Source organism: Streptomyces sp. NBC_00310 (assembly GCF_036208085.1).
Lineage (GTDB): Bacteria > Actinomycetota > Actinomycetes > Streptomycetales > Streptomycetaceae > Streptomyces.
In genome coordinates, this window is sequence record NZ_CP130714.1 from 221,813 (window position 1) to 247,463 (window position 25,651).

At 71.6% G+C, this 25,651-nt stretch carries 20 protein-coding genes; 13 read left to right on the forward strand and 7 right to left on the reverse strand.

Annotation, left to right across the window (positions count from 1 at the left end; all coding sequences use genetic code 11):
• The gene (locus tag OG202_RS00820) at nt 1-1,095 is read left to right on the forward strand and encodes an ABC transporter permease (RefSeq protein WP_326573234.1); all 1,095 of its coding nucleotides are present in this window, start codon (nt 1-3) and stop codon (nt 1,093-1,095) included.
• 2 nt (nt 1,096-1,097) lie between these two features.
• The gene (locus OG202_RS00825) at nt 1,098-2,141 is read left to right on the forward strand and encodes an NAD(P)-dependent alcohol dehydrogenase (RefSeq protein ID WP_328222141.1); all 1,044 of its coding nucleotides are present in this window, start codon (nt 1,098-1,100) and stop codon (nt 2,139-2,141) included.
• A gap of 66 nt (nt 2,142-2,207) precedes the next feature.
• Here OG202_RS00825 and OG202_RS00830 read toward each other — a convergent pair whose 3' ends face one another.
• From OG202_RS00830 to OG202_RS00840, 3 genes are all read right to left on the reverse strand, one after another.
• On the reverse strand, nt 2,208-2,975 hold the full coding sequence (locus OG202_RS00830) for a ThuA domain-containing protein (RefSeq protein ID WP_327731968.1): 768 nt from the start codon (nt 2,973-2,975) through the stop codon (nt 2,208-2,210).
• Between the two features lie 3 nt (nt 2,976-2,978).
• Nucleotides 2,979-3,743 (reverse strand): SDR family NAD(P)-dependent oxidoreductase, encoded by a 765-nt coding sequence (locus OG202_RS00835; protein WP_326573239.1) that lies wholly within the window; start codon nt 3,741-3,743, stop codon nt 2,979-2,981.
• 63 nt (nt 3,744-3,806) lie between these two features.
• Nucleotides 3,807-5,042: an acyl-CoA dehydrogenase family protein gene (locus OG202_RS00840; protein WP_327731965.1), complete on the reverse strand. Its 1,236-nt coding sequence runs from the start codon at nt 5,040-5,042 to the stop codon at nt 3,807-3,809.
• A 196-nt stretch (nt 5,043-5,238) separates the two neighbouring features.
• On the opposite strand from OG202_RS00840, the gene OG202_RS00845 reads away from it, so the two are divergent.
• From OG202_RS00845 to OG202_RS00870, 6 genes are all read left to right on the forward strand, one after another.
• Nucleotides 5,239-6,777 (forward strand): AMP-binding protein, encoded by a 1,539-nt coding sequence (locus OG202_RS00845; protein WP_327731963.1) that lies wholly within the window; start codon nt 5,239-5,241, stop codon nt 6,775-6,777.
• A 56-nt stretch (nt 6,778-6,833) separates the two neighbouring features.
• Nucleotides 6,834-7,439, forward strand: coding sequence for a histidine phosphatase family protein (locus OG202_RS00850; RefSeq protein ID WP_326573242.1), 606 nt, complete (start codon nt 6,834-6,836; stop codon nt 7,437-7,439).
• Between the two features lie 30 nt (nt 7,440-7,469).
• The gene (locus tag OG202_RS00855) at nt 7,470-8,660 is read left to right on the forward strand and encodes an acetyl-CoA C-acyltransferase (RefSeq protein WP_328222142.1); all 1,191 of its coding nucleotides are present in this window, start codon (nt 7,470-7,472) and stop codon (nt 8,658-8,660) included.
• Between the two features lie 18 nt (nt 8,661-8,678).
• Nucleotides 8,679-9,653, forward strand: coding sequence for a PDR/VanB family oxidoreductase (locus OG202_RS00860; RefSeq protein WP_328222143.1), 975 nt, complete (start codon nt 8,679-8,681; stop codon nt 9,651-9,653).
• Between the two features lie 83 nt (nt 9,654-9,736).
• On the forward strand, nt 9,737-12,964 hold the full coding sequence (icmF, locus tag OG202_RS00865; RefSeq protein WP_327731960.1) for a fused isobutyryl-CoA mutase/GTPase IcmF: 3,228 nt from the start codon (nt 9,737-9,739) through the stop codon (nt 12,962-12,964).
• A 47-nt stretch (nt 12,965-13,011) separates the two neighbouring features.
• Nucleotides 13,012-13,872 (forward strand): 3-hydroxybutyryl-CoA dehydrogenase, encoded by an 861-nt coding sequence (locus OG202_RS00870; RefSeq protein WP_326573249.1) that lies wholly within the window; start codon nt 13,012-13,014, stop codon nt 13,870-13,872.
• 58 nt (nt 13,873-13,930) lie between these two features.
• Here the strand turns inward: OG202_RS00870 and OG202_RS00875 are convergent, their stop codons facing one another.
• Entirely contained in the window at nt 13,931-14,770 is an 840-nt protein-coding gene (locus OG202_RS00875) for an endonuclease/exonuclease/phosphatase family protein (RefSeq protein ID WP_327731958.1), read from the reverse strand.
• 90 nt (nt 14,771-14,860) lie between these two features.
• On the opposite strand from OG202_RS00875, the gene OG202_RS00880 reads away from it, so the two are divergent.
• Both OG202_RS00880 and OG202_RS00885 read left to right on the forward strand, forming a co-directional pair.
• A complete protein-coding gene (locus tag OG202_RS00880) occupies nt 14,861-16,504 on the forward strand; it encodes an FG-GAP-like repeat-containing protein (protein WP_327731956.1) in 1,644 nt (547 codons plus the stop codon).
• Nucleotides 16,505-16,996: 492 nt separating this feature from the next.
• Complete coding sequence (locus tag OG202_RS00885; RefSeq protein WP_327731954.1) at nt 16,997-18,160, forward strand: hypothetical protein; 1,164 nt, start codon at nt 16,997-16,999, stop codon at nt 18,158-18,160.
• Between the two features lie 156 nt (nt 18,161-18,316).
• On the opposite strand, the gene OG202_RS00890 is transcribed toward OG202_RS00885, so the two are convergent.
• Both OG202_RS00890 and OG202_RS00895 read right to left on the reverse strand, forming a co-directional pair.
• Nucleotides 18,317-19,288 (reverse strand): LLM class F420-dependent oxidoreductase, encoded by a 972-nt coding sequence (locus tag OG202_RS00890; protein WP_327731952.1) that lies wholly within the window; start codon nt 19,286-19,288, stop codon nt 18,317-18,319.
• Between the two features lie 100 nt (nt 19,289-19,388).
• Nucleotides 19,389-20,255 (reverse strand): LLM class flavin-dependent oxidoreductase, encoded by an 867-nt coding sequence (locus OG202_RS00895; protein WP_327731950.1) that lies wholly within the window; start codon nt 20,253-20,255, stop codon nt 19,389-19,391.
• Between the two features lie 272 nt (nt 20,256-20,527).
• Between OG202_RS00895 and OG202_RS00900 the strand changes: the two genes are divergently transcribed.
• Nucleotides 20,528-21,337, forward strand: coding sequence for a methyltransferase domain-containing protein (locus OG202_RS00900; protein ID WP_327731949.1), 810 nt, complete (start codon nt 20,528-20,530; stop codon nt 21,335-21,337).
• A gap of 177 nt (nt 21,338-21,514) precedes the next feature.
• Here the strand turns inward: OG202_RS00900 and OG202_RS00905 are convergent, their stop codons facing one another.
• Nucleotides 21,515-22,954: an amino acid permease gene (locus OG202_RS00905; RefSeq protein WP_326573263.1), complete on the reverse strand. Its 1,440-nt coding sequence runs from the start codon at nt 22,952-22,954 to the stop codon at nt 21,515-21,517.
• A 276-nt stretch (nt 22,955-23,230) separates the two neighbouring features.
• Here OG202_RS00905 and OG202_RS00910 point away from each other — a divergent pair, with 276 nt between their 5' ends.
• A complete protein-coding gene (locus tag OG202_RS00910) occupies nt 23,231-23,965 on the forward strand; it encodes a FadR/GntR family transcriptional regulator (protein ID WP_326573265.1) in 735 nt (244 codons plus the stop codon).
• A 72-nt stretch (nt 23,966-24,037) separates the two neighbouring features.
• Nucleotides 24,038-25,510: an APC family permease gene (locus OG202_RS00915; protein WP_327731948.1), complete on the forward strand. Its 1,473-nt coding sequence runs from the start codon at nt 24,038-24,040 to the stop codon at nt 25,508-25,510.
• Nucleotides 25,511-25,651 lie beyond the last annotated feature (141 nt).

The following is a 25,651-nucleotide window of genomic DNA, read 5'->3' on the forward strand; positions in this document are numbered from 1 at the left end:
ATGACGTCCACCCCGACCCGGGCGGCGGGGCTCCCGCCGTCCGCACCGGAGAGATCCATGGTGTCCGTACCGGGGACAGCGGTCCGACGGGCGGTGGCCGCCCTGTCGTTCCGGAACATCGGCGCCGTGTACGTGTGGCTGGTCATCGTCGTGCTCTTCTCCGTGTGGGCGCCGGACACGTTCCCGACCGCCATCACGGTCAAGCAGGTACTGAACGGCAACGCCGTGGCGGGCCTGGTGGCCCTCAGCGTCGTACCGCCGCTGGCCGCACGGGTCTTCGACCTTTCGATCGCCTACACCATGTCGCTCACCAGCGTGCTGACCGCCTACTTCATGGTCTCCGCCGGGCTCGGTCCCGGCACGGCCATCGCCCTGGCGATGACCGCCGCGCTGCTGATCGGCGTCGTCAACGGCATCGTGGTGGTGGTCCTGCGCGTCGACTCGTTCATCGCCACCCTGGCCACCGGCGCGCTGATCCAGTCCCTGATCACCATGGTCACCAACGACAGCTCGATCACCGGTGTGCAGCTGCTCGCCGAGCCGTTCGCGAGCATCGCCCAGTTGGACGCGGGCGGTATCACGCTGCCGGTGCTGTATCTGCTGCTCGCCGCCGTCGCCATCTGGTTCCTGCTGGAACACACCGCCACCGGGCGCCGGTTGTACGCGACCGGTTTCAACGCGGACGCGGCCCGGCTGCAGGGGGTGCGCACGGACCGGCTGCGCTTCCTGACCCTGGTGGCCTCCGCGCTGCTCTCCGGTTTCGCCGGCGTCGTCTTCGCGTCCTCGGTCGGCTCCGGCTCGCCCACCGCGGGCACCCCGTATCTGCTGGCGGCGTACGCCGCCGCGTTCGTCGGGGCGACCCAGTTGCGGGCGGGCCGCTTCAACGCCTGGGGCACGGTCCTCGCGGTCCTCCTGCTCGGCACCGGCATCACCGGACTCGGGCTCGCCACCAGCGCGCAGTGGGCCGCGAGCCTGTTCACCGGCTCGGTCCTCATCGTGGCGCTGGTCCTCACGGGTGGCCGGATCGCCCTGCCCGCCGTTCTGCGCCGCCGATCGGGGCCTCGACCGGATATCACTACGGGCAAGGAGGTCTGAGGATGAAGGCTGTTCAGTACCGGCGGGTGGGGCATGCCCCCGAGGTCGTGGAGGTGCCGGTGCCCGAGCCCGGCCCGGGTCAGGTTCTGTTGAAGGTGACGGCGGCGGGGCTCTGCCACTCCGATCTGGCGGTGATGGGCTGGCCCGAGGAGCAGTTCCCCTACGCGCTGCCGATGACACTCGGTCACGAGGGGGTGGGGACCGTGGCGGCGGTGGGCGCCGGTGTCGGCGCCCTCGCGGAGGGCGAGGCGGTGGCGGTGTACGGCCCGTGGGGCTGTGGGCGCTGCCACAAGTGCGCCGAGGGCAAGGAGAACTGCTGTCCGCACGCCTCCGCACTCGGCATCCTGCCGCCGGGGCTCGGCTCACCGGGCGCCCTGGCGGAGTACGTGGTGGTGAACTCTCCCCGCCATCTGGTTCCGCTGCGCGGACTCGACCCCGTGCAGGCCGCGCCCCTCACGGACGCCGGGCTGACCCCGTATCACGCCATCCGCAGGTCGCTGCCGAAGCTGCTGCCCGGCAGCACGGCGGTGGTGATCGGCGTGGGTGGTCTGGGGCACCTCGCCGTGCAGCTGTTGCGCGCGCTGACCCCGGCCCGTGTGGTCGCCCTCGACGTGAGCAAGGAGAAGCTGGAACTGGCGGCCACGGTGGGCGCGCACGAGACGCTGCTCTCCGACGGCGAGGCGGCCGCGGCGATCCGGGAACTGACCGGCGGTACGGGCGCGGAGGTCGTCCTGGACTTCGTCGGGGCCGAGGCGACCCTGGCCGTGGCCGCCGCGTCGGTCGCGGTGGAGGGCGATGTCAGCGTCGTCGGCCTCGGCGGGGGCACGCTGGCCGTCGGCTTCGGGGGCGGGCTGCCGTTCGAGGTGACGGCTTCCTTCCCGTACTGGGGCAGTCGGACGGAACTCATGGAGGTGCTGGAGCTCGCGCGGCAGGGTCTGGTGTCCTCCCACGTCGAGACCTTCACGCTGGACCAGGCACCCGAGGCGTACGAGCGTCTGCACGCCGGGGAGATCAGCGGCCGCGCGGTGGTACTGCCGCACGCCTGAGCCGCGATCCCCGCAGGGCCGGCGCCCGAGCCTCGCTCAGGAGCCGGCCCGCTCCCCTGCCGGGCTTCATTCACCCACCGTCCGCTCCACGCACCGCCGCAGCACCGTCAGGAACTCCGGTGTCTGCCAGGGGCCCCGGTCCACGCGCCCCGTGTCGTCCACCCCGAGGTCCTGCACGTCGTAGCGCCCCCGGCAGTGGCCGAGGGTGAAGTAGCAGACCTCGCCGGCTCCGTGCCGCTTGAGATACAGCACCGGTCGGGGCGCGTCGTCGCGGGCCGCCGTGTCCCCCTCGGCGAAACCGCGGCACGGCCCCGTGTACTCGGCGTGCAGCAGCACCTCCAGCTCCCCGTGCAGCTCGCACACGTACAGCTCGTCGGTGACCGTGAACGGTGCGATCCCGGCGACCAGCGGATGGTCGGGCCGGGTCACCAGCACCTCGTACGGCTCGATCGGCGGGTGGGCGACGAACTGGCTGCCGAGCACCTGGGCCAGCTCCCCGAGCAGCCGTGGAGTCGTGAACTCCCGCGGCCCGTCGCTCGTCGACGGCTCGATCACGGCGTTGGTGCCGTGCAGGGCGAGCCAGCGCCCGCCCCGCTCGACGAAACGGGCCAGTGCGGCCCGCTGCGCCGGGCGGGGCCGGACGTCACAGGTGTAGGTGACCAGCAGATCGGCGTTGTCGAGGGCGGCCGGGCAGTCGTAGTCCTGGTACACCGTGGTGCGCACCCGTGGATGCTCACCGAGCAGCTCCAGCAGTCGCAGCCGCGCGTGGTCGAAGTCGTGCCACCGGCCGCCGCAGACCAGTACGGCGTCCAGGCGTCCGGCCGGGCCCGCCACGGCTCAGTACTGGACGCGGGTGAGCAGCCCGCCGTCCACCACGAGGTTGACGCCGACACAGAAGGAGCCGGTCCGCCCGAGCAGGAACGCCACCGCCGCGGCCACGTCCTCCGCTGTGCCGTAGCGGCCGATCGGCAGCTTGGCGAGCACCTCCTCGTACACCTCCGGACGGCTGGTGCGGATGGTCTCCCAGGCGCCGCCGGGGAAGTCGATCGGGCCGGGCGAGACGGTGTTGACGCGGATGCCCTTCGGCGCGAGGGCGTGGGCGAGGGCCGAGGCGTGCTGGACGACGGCCGCCTTGAGCGCGGAGTACGAGTTCGCTCCGGCCGGGCGCGCGGTGTCGGAGGCGTTGGTGGTGCCGATGGCCACGACGGCGGCCCGGTCGGAGGCCTCCAGGTGCGGCAGGGCCGCCTCGACGAGTCCCGCGAACGGGATCAGGTCGCCGCGCAGGCTCGCTTCCCAGGACTCGGGGCCCTTCACATTGCCCGCCGACACGTTGGACACCAGCAGGTCGAGCCCGCCGAGTTCGGCGGCCGCCCGCTCCACGAAACCCGCGAGGGCGGCCGGGTCGGTGACGTCGACCGGTTCCGCGAACACCGTGGCCCCCTCGCCACGCAGCTCGGCGGCGGCCTTGGCGAGCCCCTCCTCGCCCCGGGCGCACAGCGCCAGCGCACAGCCCTCGGCCGCGAGGGTGGCGGCGACCGCGCGGCCGATACCCCGGCTCGCCCCCGTCACCAGTGCCTTGGCGCCTGTCAGTCCCAGATCCATCGCTGTCACTCCTTCGTGATTGCCGAAACGGTCCGTGTGTGACCGGTGAACTGTGCCGGTGGCTCAGTTACCGGGAAGCTGTGAGAAGGGCGCCCGGTCCGCCCTCGGCTCCGGCGGCAGTTTCAGTACCCGTTCGCCGATCAGGTTGCGCTGGATCTGATCGGTGCCCCCGGCCAGCCGGTAGCCGGGGGCGCCGAGCAGATGCTGCGTCCAGGCGAACGTGCCCGGTTCCCCGGTGTCGGCGGTGATCCGCGCCCCCATCAGTTCGGCGGCCACCTGCCCCGTGCGGGTGAGCAGGTCGGAGGCCATGAGTTTGGTCAGCGACGCCTCCGGTCCCGGCCGGCCACCGGCGGCGCTCGTCCTGGCCACGCGGTCCACGGTGGCCGCGCGCAGGGCGGCCCGCACATACAGGTCGGCGAGGCGCTGGCGGACCAGCGGGTCCGAGGTGCGGCCGAGGGAGCGGGCGAGTGCCAGGACGTCGGAGAAGGTGCCGCCCTTGCGGCGGTTGCCGCTGCCGGACGCGGTCCGTTCGAAGGCGAGGGTGGTGGTGGCGACCTCCCAGCCCTGGCCCGGGCGTCCGAGCCGAAGCCCGTCCGGGACGCGTACGCCGCTGAGGAACACCTCGTTGAAGGAGGCGCCGCCGCTCATCTGCCGGATGGGGCGCGTCTCCACCCCGGGGGCGTCCATCGGCACCAGGAAGGCGGTGATGCCGGCCTGTTTGACGACGTCCGGGTCGGTGCGGGCGAGCAGCAGCCCGTAGTCGGCGAACTGGGCGCCCGAGGTCCACACCTTCTGGCCGTCGATCACCCAGTGGTCACCGTCCCGCCGGGCGCGGGTGCGCAGGGCCGCGAGGTCGGATCCGGCACCGGGTTCGCTGAAGAGCTGGCAGGCCAGCAGGTCGGTGCGCAGGAAGGCGCGTGCGTGCTCGTGGAGCTGCTCGGGCGTACCGAAGAGGGAGACGGCCATCGCGACCAGGCGCACGGTGACGCTGATCAGCTCGGTGGACGGCGGCACCTCGTACGCGGACTCCTCTTCGGCGAAGGCCGCCACATGGGCGGCGGTCAGGCCCGCACCCCCCTTGTCCACGGGGAGGGTCAGCGCCTGGTAGCCGGCGTCGAAGCGGGCTCGCTGATAGGCGCGGCAGCGCTCCAGCAGCAGGCGTTCCTCGTCCTCGGGGAGGTTGTGGAACACGGCGAGGTCGGCGTCCTGGTCGGGTTCCGGCGGCCGCGCCGGTTCGAGCACGGTGGCCAGCCACTGCCGGACCTGTGTGCGCCATGCGTCCGGATCGGGCTGCGACATGGCTCCTCCTCGGGGTACTTACCAGACGGAAGATTCAGTAACGGGTAACAGAGAGGGCGTCCACCCGACCCCTTGAGCGTGCGGGAATGGCTTCTCTCGGGACCAGAGTGTTCCGTACTTTCTTGATAAACGCTACAGTCTCCGCATCCCCTCTCCCCTCGAATCGGGAGAGGCCCCAGGAGCCGCCGGAGGAGCCATGTCGCTGCTGCCACTCGACCGTCGCGCCCAGGAGACACCCGATGAGCCCGCCCTGGTGGACGACCTGGCCGTGCTGTCCTGGTCCGGCCTCGCCGACCAGGTGGCACGGGCGGCGGCGCGGCTGCTGGAGTTCGCTCCGGGTCCCGACGACCGTGTCGCCGTCCTCGGCGACAACGCGATCCCCACGCTGGTGGCCCATCTGGCAGGCCTGCGTGCCGGAGTGGGGACCGTGGCCACGGCCCGGAACCTCACGTCCGGCGAGCTCGTCGACCAGATCATCGACGCGGGCGTGACCGGGATCGTCGCCGGCCCCGTCGGCGCGGGTGCCGCCCTCGACGCGGCCCGGGAACTGGGCCTGCCGCTGGTCATGCACGGAACCCCGGCGATCGGGCACGCCTTCGACTGGGACCTGTGGCTGGCGGCGGCGCCCGCCGGGCGCACCGTCCCGACGGACCGGCCCGCCCGGCCTCCACTCGTCTACACCTCGGGAACCACCGGACGGGCGCGTGGCACCGAGGTGCGCTGGGTGAGCGGACCGGTCGCCGACAGCTCCGCCTACCTCACCGCGATGTCCGCCCGGCCCGGATTCCCGCCGGGACCGCACCTGGTGTGCGGCCCCCTGCAGCACAACGCGCCACTGACCTCGCTGCGACACCTGGCGGCCGGTCAGCCGGTGGTCGTCCTCGGCAGATACGACGCGGAGACGTTCCTCAGCCGGGTGGAGAGGTGGCGGGTGTCCTCGACGGTGATGGTGCCCACCCACTTCCAACGGCTGCTCGCCCTGCCGGAGGACGTCCGCGCCCGGTACGACGTCTCCAGCCTGCGGCAGGTCTCGCACACGGGCTCCGCGTGTCCGCCGGACGTGAAGCGGGCCATGATCGACTGGTTCGGTCCGGTGCTGACCGAGTCGTACGGCGCCAGCGAGGCGGGAACCGTGGCCCGCATCAGCAGCGACGAGTGGCTGGCGCACCCGGGCTCGGTCGGACGCGCCAGGCCCCCGTTCGAGGTCCTGGTCACCGACGACGACGGCCGGCGACTGCCGCGAGGCGAACGCGGGCTGCTGGCCTTCCGGGCACCCGACGACCAGGGCGTCCGCTACCACGCCGATCCGGACAAGACCAAGGCCGCCTATGTCGCCCCCGGCGTCTTCACGCTCGGCGACATCGGCTACGTCGACGCGGACGGCTACATCTTCATCACCGACCGGGCCGCGGACGTCGTGGTCTCCGGCGGCGTCAACCTCTACCCGGCCGAGAGCGAGGCCGTACTGCGGCAGCACCCGGTGGTCGCCGAGGTCGCGGTCATCGGCGTGCCCGACCCGGACTTCGGCGAGTCGCTGCGGGCGCTGGTCGTGGTGACGGGGGACGAGCCGCCGGCCGATGAGCTGGACGGGTTCTGCCGCGAGCGCCTCGCCACCCACAAGTGCCCGAAGTCGTACGAGTTCGTTCCCGAGCTGACGCGCAACGCGATGGGCAAGCTCGACAAGCGCGCGATGCGCCGCCCCTACTGGAGCTCGGAGCGGACCATCGCCGGCTGAGCCGATCCGCCCGCCCCTTCCGCCTTTCCCGCCTTCCCGCGTACGAAGGATCACCCATGACCGAACTCCTCCTCATCCGGCACGGCCTCCCCCTGGCGGGCGTGTTCGACCCGGGGCTGTCGCCGGAGGGCACCGCTCAGGCCGAGCGCCTCGCCGCCTGGCTCGTGCACGAAGCCGTCGACGCGCTGTACGTGAGCCCGTTCCGGCGTGCCCGCGAGACGGCGGCGCCCCTGGAACGGCTCACGGGCATGACGGCCACCGTCCTCGACGACCTGCGCGAGTGGGACACCGACGTGTCCCAGCCCTATACCCCACCGGAGCAGATCGGCACGGACGATCCGCGGGCGGTGGCGCTCGCCGAGGGGCGCTACGAGGACTTCGTACCCGATCTGGACTGGGACGCCTTTCGCGCGCGAGCCGTGCGGGCCATGGACACCATCCTCGACGCCCATCCCGGCGGGCGGGTCGCGGCCGTGTGCCACGGCGGCATCACCAACACCTATCTGGCGACGGTGCTCGGCCTGCCCTCGATGTTCTGGTTCCACCCCGACTACACGTCCGTCAGCCGGGTGCGGCGCATGCCCGGCGGCCGGATCGTTCCGCACTCGGTGAACGAGTCGGCCCACATGATCGCCGAACGCGCCGTCGGCGCGGTCGCCTGACCTCGTCCCACTCCCCAGGAGGTCCCGGCCATGCCCGGATCCGTCATCGTCGCCGGAGCGCGAACTCCCCTCGGCAGGCTGATGGGTGCCCTGAGCACCGCGTCCGCGGTCGACCTCGGCGCCCACGCCATCGGCGCGGCACTGGCCGCCGTCCGCCTCGACCCGGCGGCCGTGGAAGCCGTCGTCATGGGCCATGTCGTCCAGGCGGGGGCCGGCCCCAACTCGGCGCGGCAGGCCGCGATCCGCGCCGGCGTTCCGTTCTCCGTCCCCGCGAGCACCGTCAACAAGCTCTGTCTGTCCGGTCTGCACGCCATCGCCCTGGCCGACCTCATGATCGCCTCCGGCCGTCACGAGGTGGTGGTCGCGGGTGGCATGGAGTCCATGTCGGGCGCCCCGCACCTGCTGCGCGGGGCTCGCAGCGGCTGGAGGTACGGTGCGGCCGCGGCGGAGGACGCCCTCGACCGCGACGCCCTCGTCTGCGCGTTCGACGGCGTCTCCATGGGCGCGGCCACCGAGCGCCACCAGCGGCCGTTCGGCCTGACCCGCGAGGAACAGGACGAGTACAGCGCGCTGTCCCACCAAAGGGCCGCCCGCGCCCAGGAGTCGGGCGCGTTGGCCGAGGAGATCGCCCCCTTCACCGTGGCCGGACGCCGGGGCGAGACGGTCGTGGACACCGACGAGGGGGTACGACCGGGAAGCACCGCCGAGAGCCTGGGCCGCCTGAAGCCGGCCTTCTCCGGCACGGGCACCATCACCGCGGGCAACTCCTCACAGCTCTCGGACGGTGCCGCGGCCGTCGTCGTGATGAGCGCGGAACGCGCCCGACGCGAGGGCCTGACCTCGCTCGCCGAGATCGGCGCCTACGGCACGGTCGCGGGCCCCGACCCCTCACTGCTCGTCCAGCCGGCCGGCGCGGTCCGCGACGCCCTGTCCCGGGACGGCCGGCTGAAGGCCGGCGACCTGGACCTGTTCGAGATCAACGAGGCGTTCGCCGGAGTGGCCCTGGCATCCGTGCGGGAGCTGGACATCCCGCTGGACAGGGTGAACGTCAACGGCGGAGCGATCGCGCTCGGACACCCGGTCGGCATGACCGGAACCAGACTGGTGCTGACTCTCGCGGCGGAACTGCGGCGGCGGGGCGGCGGCAGCGGAGCTGCGGCCCTGTGCGGGGGCGGCGGCCAGGGCGACGCGCTGCTGCTGCATGTGCCGACACAGGCCTGAACCCCGGAGCCGACCACCATGAACTACCAACCACCCCCGGTCGACACGACCCTTGTCGTCGCGACCCGTACGCTCGCCGCCGAAGGCGTCGTCTCCCTCTCCCTGCGCCGCCCCGACGGCGGGACACTCCCCGCCTGGGCACCGGGCGCCCACATCGACGTACTCCTGGACAGCGGTGACGGCGACGGCATTCTGATCCGTCAGTACTCCCTGTGCGGGGATCCGGCCGACCGCGAGGCCTGGCGGATCGCCGTGCTGCGCGAGCCGCGGGGACGCGGCGGCTCCGCGTACGTCCACGACCGTCTGCGCGAAGGCACCACCGTGCGGGTCCGGGGACCGCGGAACAACTTCCCGCTGCGACCCGCCGCCCGCCATCTGTTCATCGCCGGCGGCATCGGCATCACACCCATCCTTCCCATGGTCGAGGCCACCGAGGCCGCGGGAGCCGACTGGCGTCTGCTGTACGGCGGGCGCACCCGTACCTCCATGGCGTTCCTGGACCGCCTCGCCCGGCACGGGGACCGGGTACTCGTCCGTCCGCAGGACGAGTACGGCCTGCTGGACCTCGCCGCCCACCTCGGCGTCCCCGAAGAGGGCACCCTGGTGCACGCCTGCGGTCCCGAACCCCTGTTGCGGGCGGTGCAGGAGCAGTGCGCGGGCTGGCCCCCCGGCACGCTGGGGGTCGAACGGTTCGCCCCGGTACGGACGGCCGAGACCGGCCCGGCCGAGGCGTTCGAGCTGGAGCTCGCCCGTTCCGGGCTCACCCTCACCGTGCCGCCGGATCGTTCGGTGCTCGAAACCGTGGAGGCGGCCGGTGTCGCGGTGGTCTTCTCCTGCCGGGAAGGCACATGCGGCACGTGTGAGACCGACGTCCTCGACGGCCGGCCCGACCACCGCGACTCGCTGCTGACCGAGGACGAGCGGGCCGCCGGCGACACCATGCTCATCTGCGTCTCCCGCTCGTGCGGGCCACGCCTGGTCCTGGACCTGTGACGGCGATCACTCCCAGCAATTTACTAGGACGTCCTACTATCTCTACGGACAGCAGTACCCCCGCCCCGTCCGGGAAGGCCCTCATGAGCGACCTGCACCGACCCGTGCACCCCGTCCGCCTGGTCACGGCTTCGGCCCTGTTCGACGGACACGACGCGTCGATCAACATCATGCGGCGGATCCTCCAGTCCCAGGGCGCCGAGGTGATCCACCTCGGACACAACCGCTCGGTGCGGGAGGTCGTGGACGCGGCGCTGGAGGAGGACGCGCACGGTGTCGCCGTCTCGTCGTACCAGGGCGGGCACGTGGAGTACTTCGAGTACCTGGTGGAGTCGTTGCGCTCGCGGGGAGCGCGGCACATCCGCGTGGTGGGCGGCGGAGGCGGCGTCATCGTGCCCGAGGAGATCACCCGGCTGCGCGACAGCGGGGTGACCATCTTCTCGCCCGAGGACGGCCAGCGGATGGGGCTGGCCGGGATGGTCAACTCGGTCGTGAAGGACTGCGACTTCGACCTCTGGGACGACAGGCCCGCCGACCCGGCGGCGGTCCTCGCGGGGGACCGTTTCGCGATCGCCCGCGCCATCACCGGCGCGGAACTGGGCAAGCTGCCGACGGAGTTCCTGGACCGGTTGCGTTCCGCCGCCGCGGCACAGGTCGTGCCGGTGCTCGGCATCACCGGCACCGGCGGCTCGGGAAAGTCCTCCCTCACCGACGAACTGGTGCGGCGTTTCCGCGTCGACCAGCAGGACAAGCTGCGCATCGCGGTGATCGCGGTCGACCCGACCCGCCGCCGGGGCGGCGGGGCACTGCTCGGTGACCGGATCCGCATGAACTCCCTCGACGGGAACCGGGTCTTCTTCCGGAGCCTGGCCACCCGTGGCAGCCACGAGCTGCCCGAGCACCTGTCCGACGTGATCGACGTGGTCAAGGCCGCCGGGTTCGACCTCGTGATCGTGGAGACGCCGGGCATCGGCCAGGGGGACGCGGCGATCGTGCCGTACGTCGACACCTCGCTGTATGTGATGACACCGGAGTTCGGTGCCGCCTCACAGCTGGAGAAGATCGACATGCTCGACTTCGCCGACGTCGTGGCGATCAACAAGTTCGAGCGGCGCGGCGCGCAGGACGCGCTGCGCGATGTCGGCCGCCAACTGGTCCGTAACCGCGAGGCGTTCGGCATGAGGCCCGAGGAGATGCCGGTGTACGGCACCTCTGCGGCGACCTTCAACGACGACGGTGTCACCGCGCTCTACCAGCATCTCAAGGCCGGCCTGGCCGAGAAGGGGCTGCCGCTGTCCGAGGGCGCGCTGGCACCGGTCCACGTGCGCCACTCCGCCGGCATCCGGCAGGTGGTGCCCGCGGACCGGGTGCGCTACCTCGCCGAGATCACCGACACGGTCCGCGCTTACCACGCCGAGTCCGGCCGACTGGCGGATGCCGCACGGCGGGTGCAACGCCTGGAGGCGGTCGGCGACGACCTCGTCGCGGCCGACTCCGACCCGACGAACGTGCGGTCGCTCCTCGAGGACGCCCGCAGGCAGCTCCCCCACCACATCACGGAGCAGATCGAGAACTGGCCCGCCGTCGTCGCCTCCTACTCCGGGGACGAGCTGGTGGTGAAGGTCCGGGACCGGGAGATCGTCACCCGCCTGACCCGCGAGTCCCTGTCCGGCAACAAGGTCCCGCGCGTCGCCCTGCCCCGGTTCACCGACCACGGGGAGCTGGTGCGGTTCTGGCGCGGGGAGAACCTGCCGGGTCACTTCCCCTTCACGGCCGGGGTGTTCCCCTTCAAACGCGACGGGGAGGACCCGGCGCGGATGTTCGCCGGCGAGGGCGATCCGTTCCGTACGAACCGGCGGTTCAAGCTGCTCTCGGAGGGCCAGCCGGCCACCCGCCTGTCCACGGCCTTCGACTCGGTCACGCTCTACGGCCGGGACCCGGACGAACGCCCCGACATCTACGGCAAGGTCGGCACGTCCGGAGTGTCGGTGGCCACGCTGGCGGACATGAAGGCCCTCTACGACGGCTTCGACCTGATCTCGCCCACGACCTCGGTCTCCATGACCATCAACGGGCCCGCCCCCACCATCCTGGCGTTCTTCCTCAACACCGCCATCGACCAGCAGACGGAACGGTTCCGAGCCGCCGAGGGCCGGGATCCGTCGCCCGAGGAGGAGGCCGAGCTGCGGGCCCACACGCTCGCGAACGTGCGCGGCACCGTGCAGGCCGACATCCTCAAGGAGGACCAGGGGCAGAACACCTGCCTGTTCTCCACCGAGTTCAGCCTGCGGATGATGGCCGACATCCAGGAGTGGTTCATCACCCACAAGGTCCGCAACTTCTACTCCGTGTCCATCTCCGGCTACCACATCGCCGAGGCCGGCGCGAACCCCATCAGCCAACTCGCCTTCACCCTCGCCAACGGCTTCACCTACGTCGAGGCCTACCTCGCCCGGGGCATGCGCGTCGACGACTTCGCCCCGAACCTGTCGTTCTTCTTCTCCAACGGCATGGACCCCGAGTACTCGGTCCTCGGCCGGGTCGCCCGCCGTATCTGGGCCGTCGCGATGAAGGAGAAGTACGGCGCGGGCGAGCGCAGTCAGAAGCTGAAGTACCACGTCCAGACCTCGGGACGCTCCCTGCACGCCCAGGAGATGGACTTCAACGACATCCGCACCACCCTGCAGGCCCTCACCGCGATCTACGACAACGCCAACTCGCTGCACACCAACGCCTACGACGAGGCCGTCACCACCCCGTCCGAGGAGTCGGTACGGCGCGCACTGGCGATCCAGCTCGTCATCAACCGCGAGTGGGGCCTGGCGATGAACGAGAACCCCCTCCAGGGATCGTTCGTCATCGACGAACTCACCGACCTGGTGGAGGAGGCCGTACTCCGGGAGTTCGAGCGCATCAGCGAGCGCGGTGGTGTGCTGGGCGCGATGGAGACCGGCTACCAGCGGGGCCGTATCCAGGACGAGTCGATGCTGTACGAGCAGCGCAAGCACGACGGCACCCTGCCCATCATCGGCGTCAACACCTTCCTCCGCCCCGGCGGCGACAGCCGGCCCCCGGAGCTGGAACTCGCCCGGGCCACCGAGGTGGAGAAGCAGTCCCAGCTGGAGCGGGTGCGGGACTTCCGGAGCAGCCACCGCGACCCGGCCCACGAGGCCCTGGCCGCTCTCAAGGACGCGGCGACCAGTGGCCGCAACGTCTTCGCCGTCCTCATGGACGCCACCCGGTTCTGCTCCCTTCAGCAGATCACCGAAGCCTTCTTCGAGGTCGGCGGCCAGTACCGCCGGAACGTCTGACCCACCCCCGAAACCACCCCGCAGCGATTTCTCAGATAGGACCTCCGATGGATCCCGTCAACCGTCTCGGCGTCGTCGGCTGCGGCCTCATGGGCTCCGGCATCGCCGAAGTCGCCGCCCGCAGCGGCATCGACGTCCGTGTCGCCGAAGCCACACCGGACGCGGTCGAGGCGGGCCGCCGCCGGCTCACCGCCTCCCTCGACATGGGCGTACGGCGTGGCAAGCTCAGCGAGGAGCAGCGGGACCGGGCCCTCGCCGGGCTCTCCTTCACCCATGACCTCGGCGACATGGCCGACCGTCAGTTCGTCATCGAGGCCGTCGCCGAGAACCGCGACATCAAGGCCGATGTCCTGCGTGCCCTGGACAAGGCGGTCGAGGACCCCGCGGCCGTCCTGGCCACCAACACCTCCTCGATACCCGTCGTCGATCTCGCCGTCGTCACCGGGCGGCCCGCGCAGGTCATCGGCATGCACTTCTTCAATCCCGTGCCCGTGCAGCAGTTGGTCGAGCTCATCCCCACCCTTCTCACCAGCGAGGACACCGTGCGGCGCACCCGCGGCTTCGCCGAACGGCTGGGTAAACAGGCCATCGAGGCGCCCGACCGTTCCGGCTTCGTCGTGAACGCCCTCCTCGTGCCCTACCTGCTCAGCGCGGTACGGATGGTGGAGTCGGGCTCCGCGCGGCCGGAGGACATCGACCGGGGCATGGAACTCGGATGCGCCCACCCCATGGGGCCGTTGCGTCTGCTCGACCTCATCGGCCTCGACACCGCCCAGGCCGTGGCCGAGTCGATGTACGAGGAGTACAAGGAGCCGCTGTACGCGCCGCCCGCCCTGCTGCGCCGCATGGTCGCCGCAGGCCACCTCGGCCGCAAGAGCGGCCGCGGCTTCCACACCTACGACGCCTGAACGGGCGTCGGCCGCCCCACGCCCGTGAGGACCTGGCCACGCGGCAGCGGAAGCGTTGTCAGGTCGGGTCCAGGTCGGCGCGCACCAGATGGTGGTCCGAGTACGGGGTGAGGTGCACGCGGTGCTCGAGCGGGGCGATGCCTCGCAGGAAGACGTAGTCGAACTTGCTGTTCCAGTCGGTGGTCAGCCCGCAGGGGCCGGCGGAGGAGGGACGACACCGGGGGTCCGTGTCCGCGGCCAGCTTCCATATAGGGGTGAGCTCGGGAGCGTCCGGCACGGCGTTGAAGTCACCGAGAAGGATCGCGCGGTCGTGCCGGGCGAAGTCCGCGGCGAGCACGGCGGTCTGCTCCGCCCGGACCGCTTCTTGCCGTCGCTGGGCGAGGTGTGTGTTGAAGACCCGGACGGATCGGCCGCCCACCGTGGTGGTGACCGCCAGGTAGCCGCGGTCCTCCGACCCGCCGTCGGGGTATTCCACGTTGACGCGGTCCGTCATCGGTGCCGCCGAGAGGATTGCCTGGCCGTAGCCTCCCGGACTCCACGGCGCTCCCCCGCAGCGGCCCCAGTTGCGAAGAACCGTCCCGTACTCGACGTGGTAGACCAGCCCGTGCAGGTTCTCCAGATGGTCCCGGATCCTCTCGACGTCACGCACGCAGGCTTCTTGCAGGCCGATGACCTGGGGCGCGTACGTGGCGATCTCCGCTGCCCGGTCGACGTCGCTCTCGTCGCAGGGGTTGCAGATGTTCCACGTCATGACCCGGTTCGGTACGACGTCCCTGACGGCATCGACGGGCAGCGACCTGGCGAAGAGGACCCCGCTCGGCGCACTGGGGCCGACGAGAACCATGCAGGCCACGGCCACGGCACCCGCGAGTAACCGCGTGTTCCTTCCCAGCACCATCGTCTCCTCGACCTGGATCCACCGACCTGGATCCCCACGGCACCTGACGTCTCCCCACCCGAGAGTAGGGGACGAGTCTGTCAACCAACCATGCTCCTCACCCTTCACCAGGCTCTCGTCGCCCACGGGGGCCCGACGGGCGCGGAGTTCGCGGGCCGCGATGTCGTCCGCGTCTTCCCGGTCGACGCGCCGGGCGCCTCCTCGTTCACCCCGTCTTCCACCCCGTACAACCCTTTGTGCACCGAGAACGTCGTACGGGCGTCGGATCATCGAAACGGGAGCATCACGTTGCGCATACGTACCCTGCCCGTGGCCACGGCTGCCGCCGTACTCGCCCTTGCCGTCACCGGGATCGGGGCGCCCACGGCTGTCGCGGCGCCCTCCGGTCCGGCGGACGACTTCAACGGCGACGGCTACCGCGACCTCGCCATCGGCACACCCAAGGCGAGCGGCGGCACGGTCACCGTCCTCTTCGGCTCCGCCGCCGGCGTCAGCCGCACCCGCTTCGTGAACGTCACCCAGAACACCCCCGGCGTGCCCGGCGCCTCGGAGAGCGTGGACAGGTTCGGCGAGAACGTCACCGGCGGCGACGTGAACGGCGACGGCTACGCCGACCTGATCGTCGGCGCGCCCGGCGAGGAGGTCACCGGCAAGCCGCGCGGCTCGGTGACGATCGTCTGGGGTGGTGCGCAGCCGTTCACGTCCGGTGGAATCGCGCTCACCGCGCCGACCGCCGAGGCCGCCGGCTTCGGCGAGGGCGCGGCCTTCGCCGACCTCGACGGGGACGGCACCGGCAACCTGACCGTCGTCGGCACCGACACCTTCTGGTGGTACGCCGACGGCGAGCCCACCCAGGACGGCGCGTTCGGCCCGGAGATGGAGTTCCTGCCGGACGGCGTACAACTGGACGGCATCGTGGCCGCCCACTTCTCCTCCCAGGACGGCGGCAACGGTTTCGAGTACGTCCTGCACGGCCGCCAGTACGAGGCGGACGGCTCCCCGATGCCCGGCTACCTCGGCGTGCTGCGCGGCGGCCCCGGCGACATCGGCTCCTCCCACACGGTCCTCAGCGACGACGGGACGACGGGCTCCGCCGCGTGGTGGTCGTCGGCCGTCGCGACGGGCGACATCAACGGCGACGGGTACGACGACCTGGTCACCGCCGACGAGGCGGGCGTCGAGGGCGGTTCGTTCATGGTGCGGTACGGCTCGGCGACCGGTCTGCCGCTCAAGGGCCGCACGTACCACCAGGACAGCCCCGGAGTCCCGGGCACCGACGAGGTCGGTGACGACTTCGGTTCGGCGCTCGCCCTCGGCGACGTGACCGGCGACGGCCGCGCGGATCTCGCGGTCGGTGCTCCGTACGAGGACGTGAACGGCAAGCGCAACGTCGGCGACGTCGTGCTCCTCAAGGGCGGTGCCGACGGCCTGACCACGACCGGCGCCCAGTCCTTCCACCAGGCCACGACGGGTGTGCCGGGCGCCGCGGAGGCCGGGGACCACTTCGGCTCCTCGCTCCGGCTGCGCGACATCAACGGCAACGGCAAGGCCGACCTCGCGGTCGGCGCGTTCGGCGAGGACGTCCTGCCGGACGGTTACGACGACGGCGCGGCGTGGGTGCTGCGGGGCGCGGCCGCCGGCCTGACGACGACCTCGGTGACGTCCTTCAACGCGACGGACTTCGGGTACCCGGTGGTGTCGGGCCGGAAGTTCGCGGACGTGTTCGCTCGCTGAGCCGGGCGCCGCCGAGCACGGCTTCCGCTGGGGGTGTGTCGTTCGGGTCATCGGGAGGCGCAGGTCTGTCCGCACGAGCCTGCCACGCGGTGTCCGAGAAGGCTCATGGTCCGCGGGCGCCCGCACGGCCCGCGGACGGCTCGCGGACGGCCCCGAACGGTGCTCCGGTGTGCGCCACCCGCCCGCATCGGCCGCGAACAGGCGGCGCGGGGGCGTTTCCGGCGTGCTGGGCGGCCACGGCAGCACCGGTGGCGGTCAGGCCGTCGGCGGACGGAGTGCACCCCGTACGGGTGACGACGCGGCGGACGAGTCGGGCGTGGCCGACGTGGTCCCGGGTCGGGTGTCCCGCCCCGACCGGGGAGGTGAGCAGCCGTGGCCACGTCCGGGCAGGTCGCACGGCAGGGGCGGAAGCCGACGGGACCCCGGGTGATCTCCGCCGGGCCGCAGCGACGATACTGGCAGGCGCACATGCCCCTGCTTCCCGATGGACTCATGCCGACCTCCCCCTCAGCCCGTCCCACGATTCCCCCGACGGTGTGGCCGGCTCGCGGCCGCCACGTCGGACCCGACGCGGAAGGCGTACTCCGTCATACCCTGCGACAGCTCAAGGACAGCCAGGCCATCGACGACTTCCTGGAAGTGCCCGATTCCGGGGCCGACTCCGGGGGCGACTCCCCTGAGCGGGTCTTCGAGGCGCGATGGCGGGTTCCCGACGAGGTGACCGTGCGCGCCCGGCTGAGCCTCGCGCCCGACCTGGGCGGCGGGCGGGAGTGGACCCTGCTCGCGGAGGCGGAACAGCCGTGGGACCCGGCATGGCCCTCCCCCGTCACCCGGTTCTGGCCGGAGTACGGCGACTGGGACCACGACGCCGCCACCGGCCTCTCGCTGAGCCGGATCACCACCCTGCCCGAGGACGACAAGGACGTACGGCGCCTGCTGAGGGACTCCGGGCACGACGGATGGTGCGTCCACGTCGTCGTCCACGAGGCCATGACCACGGACGAGCGCGGTCGGCTGCCTCTCACCCGATGGCTGCCGGCGACCCTGCGCCACCGCGTCGTGGAACACCGGGCCGCGCCGCATCAGCTGCGGGTCGTGAACTGGGCGCTGCGGGAGTTCGACGTGGAGGTGCCACGCGGCGGCGCGGTGGTGCTGCCCGGCACCCCGGCCCCGTCCGGCTACGACGCCGAGGACTTCACCGTGCGTACGGTGTTCCTGGACGGTTCGGAGCCGGCCGACCTCGTCGCGGCGGTGACGCGGTTCGCCGCGCTTCCGCAGCCGCTTCCGGACGGTGCCGGCGAGGCCCTCACCGCACTGCGGGAGGACTGGCACCTCCTCACTCTCGAGGAGGAACTCGCCCGGGAACGGAAGCGGGTGGCGATGTACGTCGAGGCGCTGGAGGCCATGACGCAGTCCCGGGACCTGTACCGGGAGGCGACCGAACGGGCCCATGAGGCGCTCGCCGCCTACCGCGAGTCCGCCGAGGCCGCTCCCGCCGGACAGCAGCCGTCCGGTGCGAGGACGACGTCTCCGTTCCAGCAGCTGACGCGCACGCTGGAGCGTCTGAAGGGCGGCGCCAAGGCCCTGCGCCCCGCCGCCACGGGCCAGGACAAGGAGGAGGACACGGACGCCGGGCCGAAGGGCTCGGACGGCTAGCGAGTGGCGGCCGAGGTTTCCGCGGCGAGCTCGGACCGGACGACGACTCGGACCGGACGACGACGTCGACGACGCCGGTGTCCCGGTCGTGGACCGTGTCCGGCGCCCCGCGGTGGCGAGCAGCCGGTCAACGCGCTCCCGCTCGGTGGTGTGGCGTCATGCGAAGGCGTCGCGCAGGGCGGGCAGCAGCGTCTTCTCCGACCAGTCCAGATACGCGGGCTGCGACTCGCCGCCGATCTGCACCAGGGCGATCTCGGTGAACCCGGCCTCGGCGTACGGGCGTACGGCCTCGACGAAGGCTTCCGGATCGTCGCCGCACGGGATGGACGCGGCGACGTCGTCGGGCCTGACGAACTGTGTGGCCGAATCGAACGAATCCGGGTGCGGCAGCTCGGAGTTGACCTTCCAGCCGCTGCCGAACCAGCGGAACTGGGAATGAGCGCGCCGCACGGCGGTGTCGCGGTCGGGGTCGTAGCACACCGGCAGCTGGCCCACGCGCGGCTTGCCCGTGCCGCCGTGCCGGTCGAAGGCCTGGAGCAGCCCCGCCTCGGGCTCGGTGGCGATGACCAGGTCGGCGAGCCTGCCCGCGAGGGCGCACGACTGCTCGCCGGAGACGGCGATGCCGAGCGGCGGCGGCTCGTCCGGCAGGTCCCACAGCCGGGCGGATTCCACGTCATAGTGCGCCCCGTGGTGGTTCACGTGGCCGCCCTCGAAGAGTGAGCGGATGATCTCCACCGCCTCCTCGAGCATGTCGTGCCGTACGTTCACGGACGGCCAACCGCCGCCCACCACGTGTTCGTTGAGGTTCTCACCTGAACCGAGCCCCAGCCGGAACCGTCCTTCCGAGAGCAACTGCATCGTCGCCGCCTTCTGCGCCACCACTGCCGGGTGATAGCGGAACGTCGGGCAGGTCACGTACGTCATCAGCGGAATGCGCGAGGTCGCCTGGGCGGCCGCGCCCAGCACGCTCCACGCGTACGGAGCGTGGCCCTGCGAGCGCAGCCACGGGAAGTAGTGGTCGGAGGTGACCGAGAAGTCGAAGCCCGCGCTCTCGGCCCGAACCAGATGGTCGACGAGCTCACGGGGACCGGCCTGCTCGGTCATCATCGTGTATCCGATGTGCACCATGGGGCCCGGGTCCCCGTCCGGGGCGGTCGAAAACAACTCGTCGACGCCGCTCCGTCACGTCGTCGCGTGGGCGGGGGCGACGCGTCTCGGGCGGGGGCGCCTACCGGGCTCCGAGTACGGCCTCCAACTGCCCCAGCGGATCTTCGCCCACGAAGCGCAGGACGACCGTGTCCGCGCCGGCCGCCGCGAGGGCGCGGATGCCGTCGGCGGCCCGGGCGGCGTCGCCGGACACGGTGAAGACCTCCTCCTGGGGGCGGCCCAGCCACGCGCCGTGGCCCTCGGTGTGGGGGTGGAGGGTGCGCGCCACCTCGTCGGGGTCGTCGCCGACGCACGCGAAGGCGAAGACGGTCAGGGTGTGGTCGGCGGTGGCGCCGCCCTTGGCGGTCAGCTCACGGATGTGTTCCAGATCGCGCGGACCGTGGCCCTCGGCGATCAGCGTGCCGTCGGCGACCCGGCCGGACAGTTCGAGGGAGAGCGGGCGCACCACGCCCGCGACGACCGGCGGGACCTCGGCCGGCGGATGGACCAACTCGACCCCGTCCAGCTTCACTTCACGCCCCGTCACTTCGACACGCTCACCGCGCAGCAGCGCGCGCACGGAGGTGATCGTCTCCTCCAGCAGAGCCAGCGGGGAGCGGGGCGCGACACCGACCTGGACCATCCAGTCCCGCACGCCGTGCCCGATGCCGGCCACCAGCCGGCCGGGGAACACCCGGGCCAGTGTGGCCAGTTCCATCGCCAGCAGCGCCGGGCTGCGCAGCGGGGCCGGGGTGATACCGATGCCGATCCGCAGGCGGTGGGTCGCGCCCAGGGCCACGGCCGCCGCCGACACGCCGCCGTTCCAGCCGAGGTCCTCCACCACCCACAGATCGTCCACACCGAGCGCCTCGGCCCGCCGCGCGAACTCGGGCAACGCCTCCGGGGCCCAGTCGCGGTCGTGCATCACACCGATCCGTACGTTTGTCATAGGGGCGAACCTACGCGGCTGACAACGAGCGGATCAACGGCGTTTCACGGCATCTCCGCTGACGAACGTCCCATCCGACAACGCCTCGGCCAGGGCAATCAGCACGGTCCGCGTTCCCCGCCCTGAGCCAGCCCTTGGAGAAGCTTCGGCGCAGTCACCTCACCTCACCTCACTTCACCTCACTTCACCTCACAGCCGTCAACCGGCGAAACGCCGCGTACGTCATGCTCTGCGACGGCGGCCGGCCGCCCACAATGGGCCACCGACGAACCATGGGAGGAACCCCAGTGGCCGACTACTCACTGACCCTCGACGACTCGGAGATCGCGCGCTACCGGCTCATGGCCGACATCGCCGAGCGGCGTGAACGCGAGCTGTGGACGTCCGCCGGGGTGGCTCCCGGGGCGCGGATCGCCGACGTGGGGTGCGGGCCGGGCGCGCTCTCGGTGCGGCTGGCGGACATCGTCGCCCCCGACGGTGCCGTCTGGGCCGTGGACCGCGACGCTGACGCGCTGGCCGTCGCCGCCGCGCTCGCCGAACGCTCCGGCGTCCCCGTGCACACCGGCACCGGATCCGCCGACGCCACCGGGCTGGCCGAGGGCTCGTTCGACGTGGTGATGCTCCGGCACGTGCTCGCCCACAACGGCGGCCGGGAACAGGCGATCGTGGACCATCTCGCCGAGCTGGCCAGGCCCGGCGGCGGCACGGTGTACCTCGTCGACGTCGACGCGACCGGCTTCCGGCTGCGGGGCGCGCCCGCCACGTACGACGAGATGGACGAGCGTTACCGCGAGCTGCACCGACGCCGGGGCAACGACCTCGCCGTCGGCACCCGGCTCGACAAGCTCCTCACCGCCGCCGGTCTCGAAGTCATCGCCTACGAGGGCCATATCAACGTCATGACGCCCCCGCCCGGTATGCGCGGTCCCGCCTGGGCCGCCCGTGACGCCCTGCTCGCCGAGGGCCTTGTCACCCCGGACGACATCGCCCGCTGGGACGAGGCGTTCCACCAGGTCGAACAGGCCCTGACCGACCTCCGCTTCTTCGGCAACACCTACGTCGCCATCGGCCGCCGCACCTGACACCGGGCACCGCGGTGCCGACGCGCCCGACGCAACCTGCGCGACCTGCGCGACCTGCGCGACCGACGGCCTGCGCGGTTCGGGCCGTCCGCCTTGGATCGGACCGATGCCGTGGTGGTGGCACGGCCGGAAGGACGCGTGCCACCACCACGGCGGTCGGAACCGGAGCAGGTGCGCCTACGACAGGGTGACGCGGTCCGGCGTCCCTGTCTCGTTTCGGGCGGACCGGCGTCGGCGGATCAGGGCGAGGGCCACCACACCCACGGCCACCAGGGTCGACAGGACGACCTGGTCACGGCCGCCGCCGTCGGCCGTGTCGGTGAGCATGTAGCCCAGGACGAAGGTGATGAGGGCGATGGTGGCCCAGGTCAGGTAGGGGTAGAGCCACATCCGGACGACCAGCTTCTCCGGCGACTCCCGCTCGATGATCTTGCGCATCCGCAGCTGGGAGAAGCAGATGACCAGCCAGACGAACAGGGCGATCGCGCCGGAGGAGTTGAGCAGGAACTGGAAGACGGTGTCCGGCCACAGGTAGTTGAAGGCGACCGCGACGAAGCCGAAGACCACCGAGGCCAGGATGGCCGCCCGCGGGACTCCGCTGCCCGTGGTCCGCCCGAAGCCGGCCGGGGCGTCGCTGCGCCGGCCGAGGGAGAAGGCCATGCGCGAGGCGGTGTACAGGCCGGAGTTGAGACAGGACAGCACCGAGGTCAGCACGATGGCGTTCATGATCTGGCCGGCGTGCGGGATGCCGATGGAGCTCAGGGCGGCGACGTACGAGCCGTCCTTGAGGATCGCCGGGTCGTCCCAGCGCAGCAGCGACACCACGATCAGGATCGAGCCCAGGTAGAACACCGCGATCCGCCAGATGACGCTGTTGGTGGACTTGGTGACGGCGGCTCGCGGGTCGGCGGTCTCGCCCGCCGCCAGGGTGACGATCTCGCTGCCCATGAAGGAGAAGACGACCATCAGGACGCCGGTGAGGATCGCTCCGGGTCCGTTCGGCAGGAAGCCGCCGTGCGCGGTGAGGTTGGAAAAGCCGGACGCCGGGTGGTCCGAGCCGGGCAGCAGGCCGAAGAGGGCGAGGCCGCCGACCACGATGAACGCTGCGATCGCGACGACCTTGATGCCGGCGAACCAGAACTCGAACTCGCCGTAGGAGCTCACCGAGACGAGGTTGGTGGCGGTGAGGACGATCATGACGATCAGGGCCCAGCCCCACTGGGGGACCGCCGGTATCCAGCCCGCAAGGATCTTGGCTCCGGCGGTCGCCTCGACGGCGAGCACCACGACCCAGAAGAACCAGTACAGCCAGCCGATGGTGAAGCCGGCCCAGCGGCCGAGCGCACGGTCGGCATAGGCGGAGAACGAGCCGGAGGTGGGGTTGGCCGCGGCCATCTCGCCGAGCATGCGCATCACGAGAACGACCAGGACGCCGACGAGGGCGTACGAGATCAGGATGCCGGGGCCGGCGGCGGCGATGCCGGAGCCGGAGCCGACGAACAGGCCGGCGCCGATGACACCGCCGATGGCGATCATCGACAGATGGCGGCTCTTCAGTCCGGCCTGGAGGCCGGACTGAGGCTCTGTGGGAGGGCTTTTGGGGACGGTTGTGGTCATCTCGACATCCATGGAGGGAGTGCGGACCAGGGCGTCTGGAAATTAGTTCAGTACGATCGAAAAGAACAAGACTTGTTTAACTGTTCACCTTGCTCTATTTTTCGTGCAGCGCGGACGGCGTCCTCCGTCCTCCGTGGCTGCCACCGTGTCGTCCCCGTGTTCCGGTCCCCTGGGGAGTCCCCATGCACCACACCGCGGCATGGTCGCGAGAGCCTTACGAACGGATGCCGTCGCCGTGCGCCGTGCCCACGCCCAGCAGGCCGTTAAGGTGGCGTCGTGGTGAATGCAGCGGGCAAGTTCGGTCCCTACAACCAGCCGGCGCCCGCGCGGCCCGCGCCGCTCGGCGGGGCGTGGGACACCCGCGTCCTGGCCGGTCGGGGACCCACGGGAGCGGAACTGGTCAGGTCCAGGATCGCCCTGCGGTTGCGTCTGAGGTCCGTGGCGCCGGGCGACCGACTGCCGGACGCGGGCGTCCTCGCCGAGGAACTGGGGATCAGCGAGATCACCGTGCGCCGCGCGCTGGAGGCCATGTGTCAGGACGGTCTGCTCGACCGTCGTCGGGGCCGGGCGGGCGGGACCTTCGTCGCGCCGGACTGGGACACGGTCGTCGCCGTGCTGCACGACGTCGACGAGGCGGCCTCGCTGGACTCCTTCCATCTGCTGCTCGAATGCGGACTCGTGGCCCACAGCTCCGGCGAGGTCCCGGACGGGCGGCTCGACGGACTGCGGGCGCTGGTCGAGGAGATGGACGATGCCGAGGATCCGGCCCGGCTGCTGGAGCTGGAGACCCGCTTCCATCTCGACCTAGCGGAGGCCCTCGGTGGCGTCGGGATCCGTGAGTTCGCCGCGGACCTGCTCGGTCGGCAGTGCCTGCTGGGGCCCGCGCCGGATGCCTCGGTCGTACGGGCCCGCAACCGCTGCCACGCCGACCTGCTCGTCGAACTCGCCCGTGGCGCGATGGACCCGGCGGTGCACGCGGTGAAGGCACACCGGCACGCCGGACCGAACTGACCCCGTCCCCGCCCCCGTCCCCGTCCCCGCGTCTCCCGCCGGGACCGCCACCTCGCAAAAGGAACTATCGCCATGCCTGACCCCGGAGCTGTCGGCCCGTCGTCGACGTCGGGCCCCGCCGACGGCCCGCCGCAGCGTCTGCGCGGCGGCGTCCTGGGCATGGCCGACATCGCCGCCGCCACGATGGCCAACGTCGGCCCGGCGATGAGCTTCTTCTTCGGCTTCGCCTTCTTGGCCACCACCGCGGGGGTCGCGTCCCCGCTGACCATCGTGGCGGCGGGGGTGGCGGTCGCGCTGCTCGGCAACACACTGGCCGAGTTCTCCCGGGCGCACCCCTCAGCGGGCAGCTTCATCACCTTCGTCGGCCGGACGTTCGGGCCGGTCAGCGCGGTGACCACGGCCCTGCTGGCCGGACTCGGCTACATCATCGCGATGGCCTCGGTGATCGCGATCTCGGGTGGCTTCGTGCAGATCACCCTGCACCACTACACGGGCGTGGACCTGCCGTGGATCATCTGGACGCTGCTGCTGACCGGGCTGTCCGTGGTGCTGATGCTGCGCGGGATCGTGGTCTCCACCAAGTGGGCCGGTTACTTCTTCGGCGTGGAGATGCTGGTGCTCGTCGTGGTCTCGGTCGCGGCGATCGTCGAGCACCGCGGCGATCTGTCCGCCGCCCCGTTCATGCCCGGCCACCTCACCCACGGTCTCAGCGGGCTGGCAGCCGGCTTCCCGCTGGCGGTGTACCTGTTCATCGGCTGGGAGAACTCGGCGGCGCTCGCCGAGGAGACGGAGAACCCGCGGCGCAACGTCGGCCGCGCCGTGTTCTCCTCGGTCGCGATCATGACCGTCAGTTACATCCTCTTCTCCTACGCCACGGTGACCGGCTTCGGCTACGACGTGGAGCGGCTCGGCGCCTCCCGGATCCCCTTCATCGACGTCGCCCAGCACACCCTCGGCGCACTGGCGATCCTCGCCTACGTCGGCGGCCTGACCTCCACGCTGGGCGTACTGATCGCGGGCATCAACTCCCAGGCCCGCCTAGTGTTCAACGCGGGGCGCGAGGGGCTGCTGCCGTCCTTCTTCGGCTATGTGCACCCCACGCGCCGAACGCCGAACAACGCGATCGTCACCTTCACCGTCACCGCGCTGCTGATCATCGGAGGCTGGGGACTGGGTCACCTGCTCGGTTCCGACGGCGGCTCGATGAACCCCGTGGTCTTCTTCACGGAGTCCTCGAGCCTGGGCGCCATCCTGATCCTGCTGGTCTACCTCGCGTCCAACATCGCCCTGCCGCTGTACTACCGCAGATACCGCCCGCAGGAGTTCCGGACCGTACGGCACCTGGTACTGCCCTCGATCGGCGCCCTCGCCATCCTCGTGCCGTTGTACTACCTCGCCAAGCCGGGCCAGCCCGCCCCGTACAGCTGGTTCCCGTACGCGGCACTGGCCGCCCTGGTCGCGGCCGTGGGCTACGCGGCCGTCCTGGTCCGCCGTGATCCCGGGCTGGCCGAGCGGGTGGGCTCGGTCGTCGCCGACGCCGAGTAGCGAGGCGAGAGACGGGAGCCGGGTGTCGCAGTCGTCCTCGGCGGCCTGACGTGTCGCTCCGACGCCTCGTCCTCGTCGCGATCCTCGGCACCGACAGCCGTTCACGTGCGGATCCTGACCGCCCCGGCCGCCCCTCCCCCA

Excerpts from the sequence above, each read along its gene's own strand:
- OG202_RS00820 (WP_326573234.1), top strand. The coding sequence starts at position 1 with ATGACGTCCACCCCGACCCGGGCGGCGGGGCTCCCGCCGTCCGCACCG.
- OG202_RS00825 (WP_328222141.1), top strand. The coding sequence starts at position 1,098 with ATGAAGGCTGTTCAGTACCGGCGGGTGGGGCATGCCCCCGAGGTCGTG.
- OG202_RS00835 (WP_326573239.1), bottom strand. The coding sequence starts at position 3,743 with ATGGATCTGGGACTGACAGGCGCCAAGGCACTGGTGACGGGGGCGAGC.
- OG202_RS00840 (WP_327731965.1), bottom strand. The coding sequence starts at position 5,042 with ATGTCGCAGCCCGATCCGGACGCATGGCGCACACAGGTCCGGCAGTGG.
- OG202_RS00845 (WP_327731963.1), top strand. The coding sequence starts at position 5,239 with ATGTCGCTGCTGCCACTCGACCGTCGCGCCCAGGAGACACCCGATGAG.
- OG202_RS00850 (WP_326573242.1), top strand. The coding sequence starts at position 6,834 with ATGACCGAACTCCTCCTCATCCGGCACGGCCTCCCCCTGGCGGGCGTG.
- OG202_RS00855 (WP_328222142.1), top strand. The coding sequence starts at position 7,470 with ATGCCCGGATCCGTCATCGTCGCCGGAGCGCGAACTCCCCTCGGCAGG.
- OG202_RS00860 (WP_328222143.1), top strand. The coding sequence starts at position 8,679 with ATGAACTACCAACCACCCCCGGTCGACACGACCCTTGTCGTCGCGACC.
- icmF (WP_327731960.1), top strand. The coding sequence starts at position 9,737 with ATGAGCGACCTGCACCGACCCGTGCACCCCGTCCGCCTGGTCACGGCT.
- OG202_RS00870 (WP_326573249.1), top strand. The coding sequence starts at position 13,012 with ATGGATCCCGTCAACCGTCTCGGCGTCGTCGGCTGCGGCCTCATGGGC.
- OG202_RS00875 (WP_327731958.1), bottom strand. The coding sequence starts at position 14,770 with ATGGTGCTGGGAAGGAACACGCGGTTACTCGCGGGTGCCGTGGCCGTG.
- OG202_RS00880 (WP_327731956.1), top strand. The coding sequence starts at position 14,861 with ATGCTCCTCACCCTTCACCAGGCTCTCGTCGCCCACGGGGGCCCGACG.
- OG202_RS00885 (WP_327731954.1), top strand. The coding sequence starts at position 16,997 with ATGCCGACCTCCCCCTCAGCCCGTCCCACGATTCCCCCGACGGTGTGG.
- OG202_RS00890 (WP_327731952.1), bottom strand. The coding sequence starts at position 19,288 with ATGGTGCACATCGGATACACGATGATGACCGAGCAGGCCGGTCCCCGT.
- OG202_RS00895 (WP_327731950.1), bottom strand. The coding sequence starts at position 20,255 with ATGACAAACGTACGGATCGGTGTGATGCACGACCGCGACTGGGCCCCG.
- OG202_RS00900 (WP_327731949.1), top strand. The coding sequence starts at position 20,528 with ATGGGAGGAACCCCAGTGGCCGACTACTCACTGACCCTCGACGACTCG.
- OG202_RS00905 (WP_326573263.1), bottom strand. The coding sequence starts at position 22,954 with ATGACCACAACCGTCCCCAAAAGCCCTCCCACAGAGCCTCAGTCCGGC.
- OG202_RS00915 (WP_327731948.1), top strand. The coding sequence starts at position 24,038 with ATGCCTGACCCCGGAGCTGTCGGCCCGTCGTCGACGTCGGGCCCCGCC.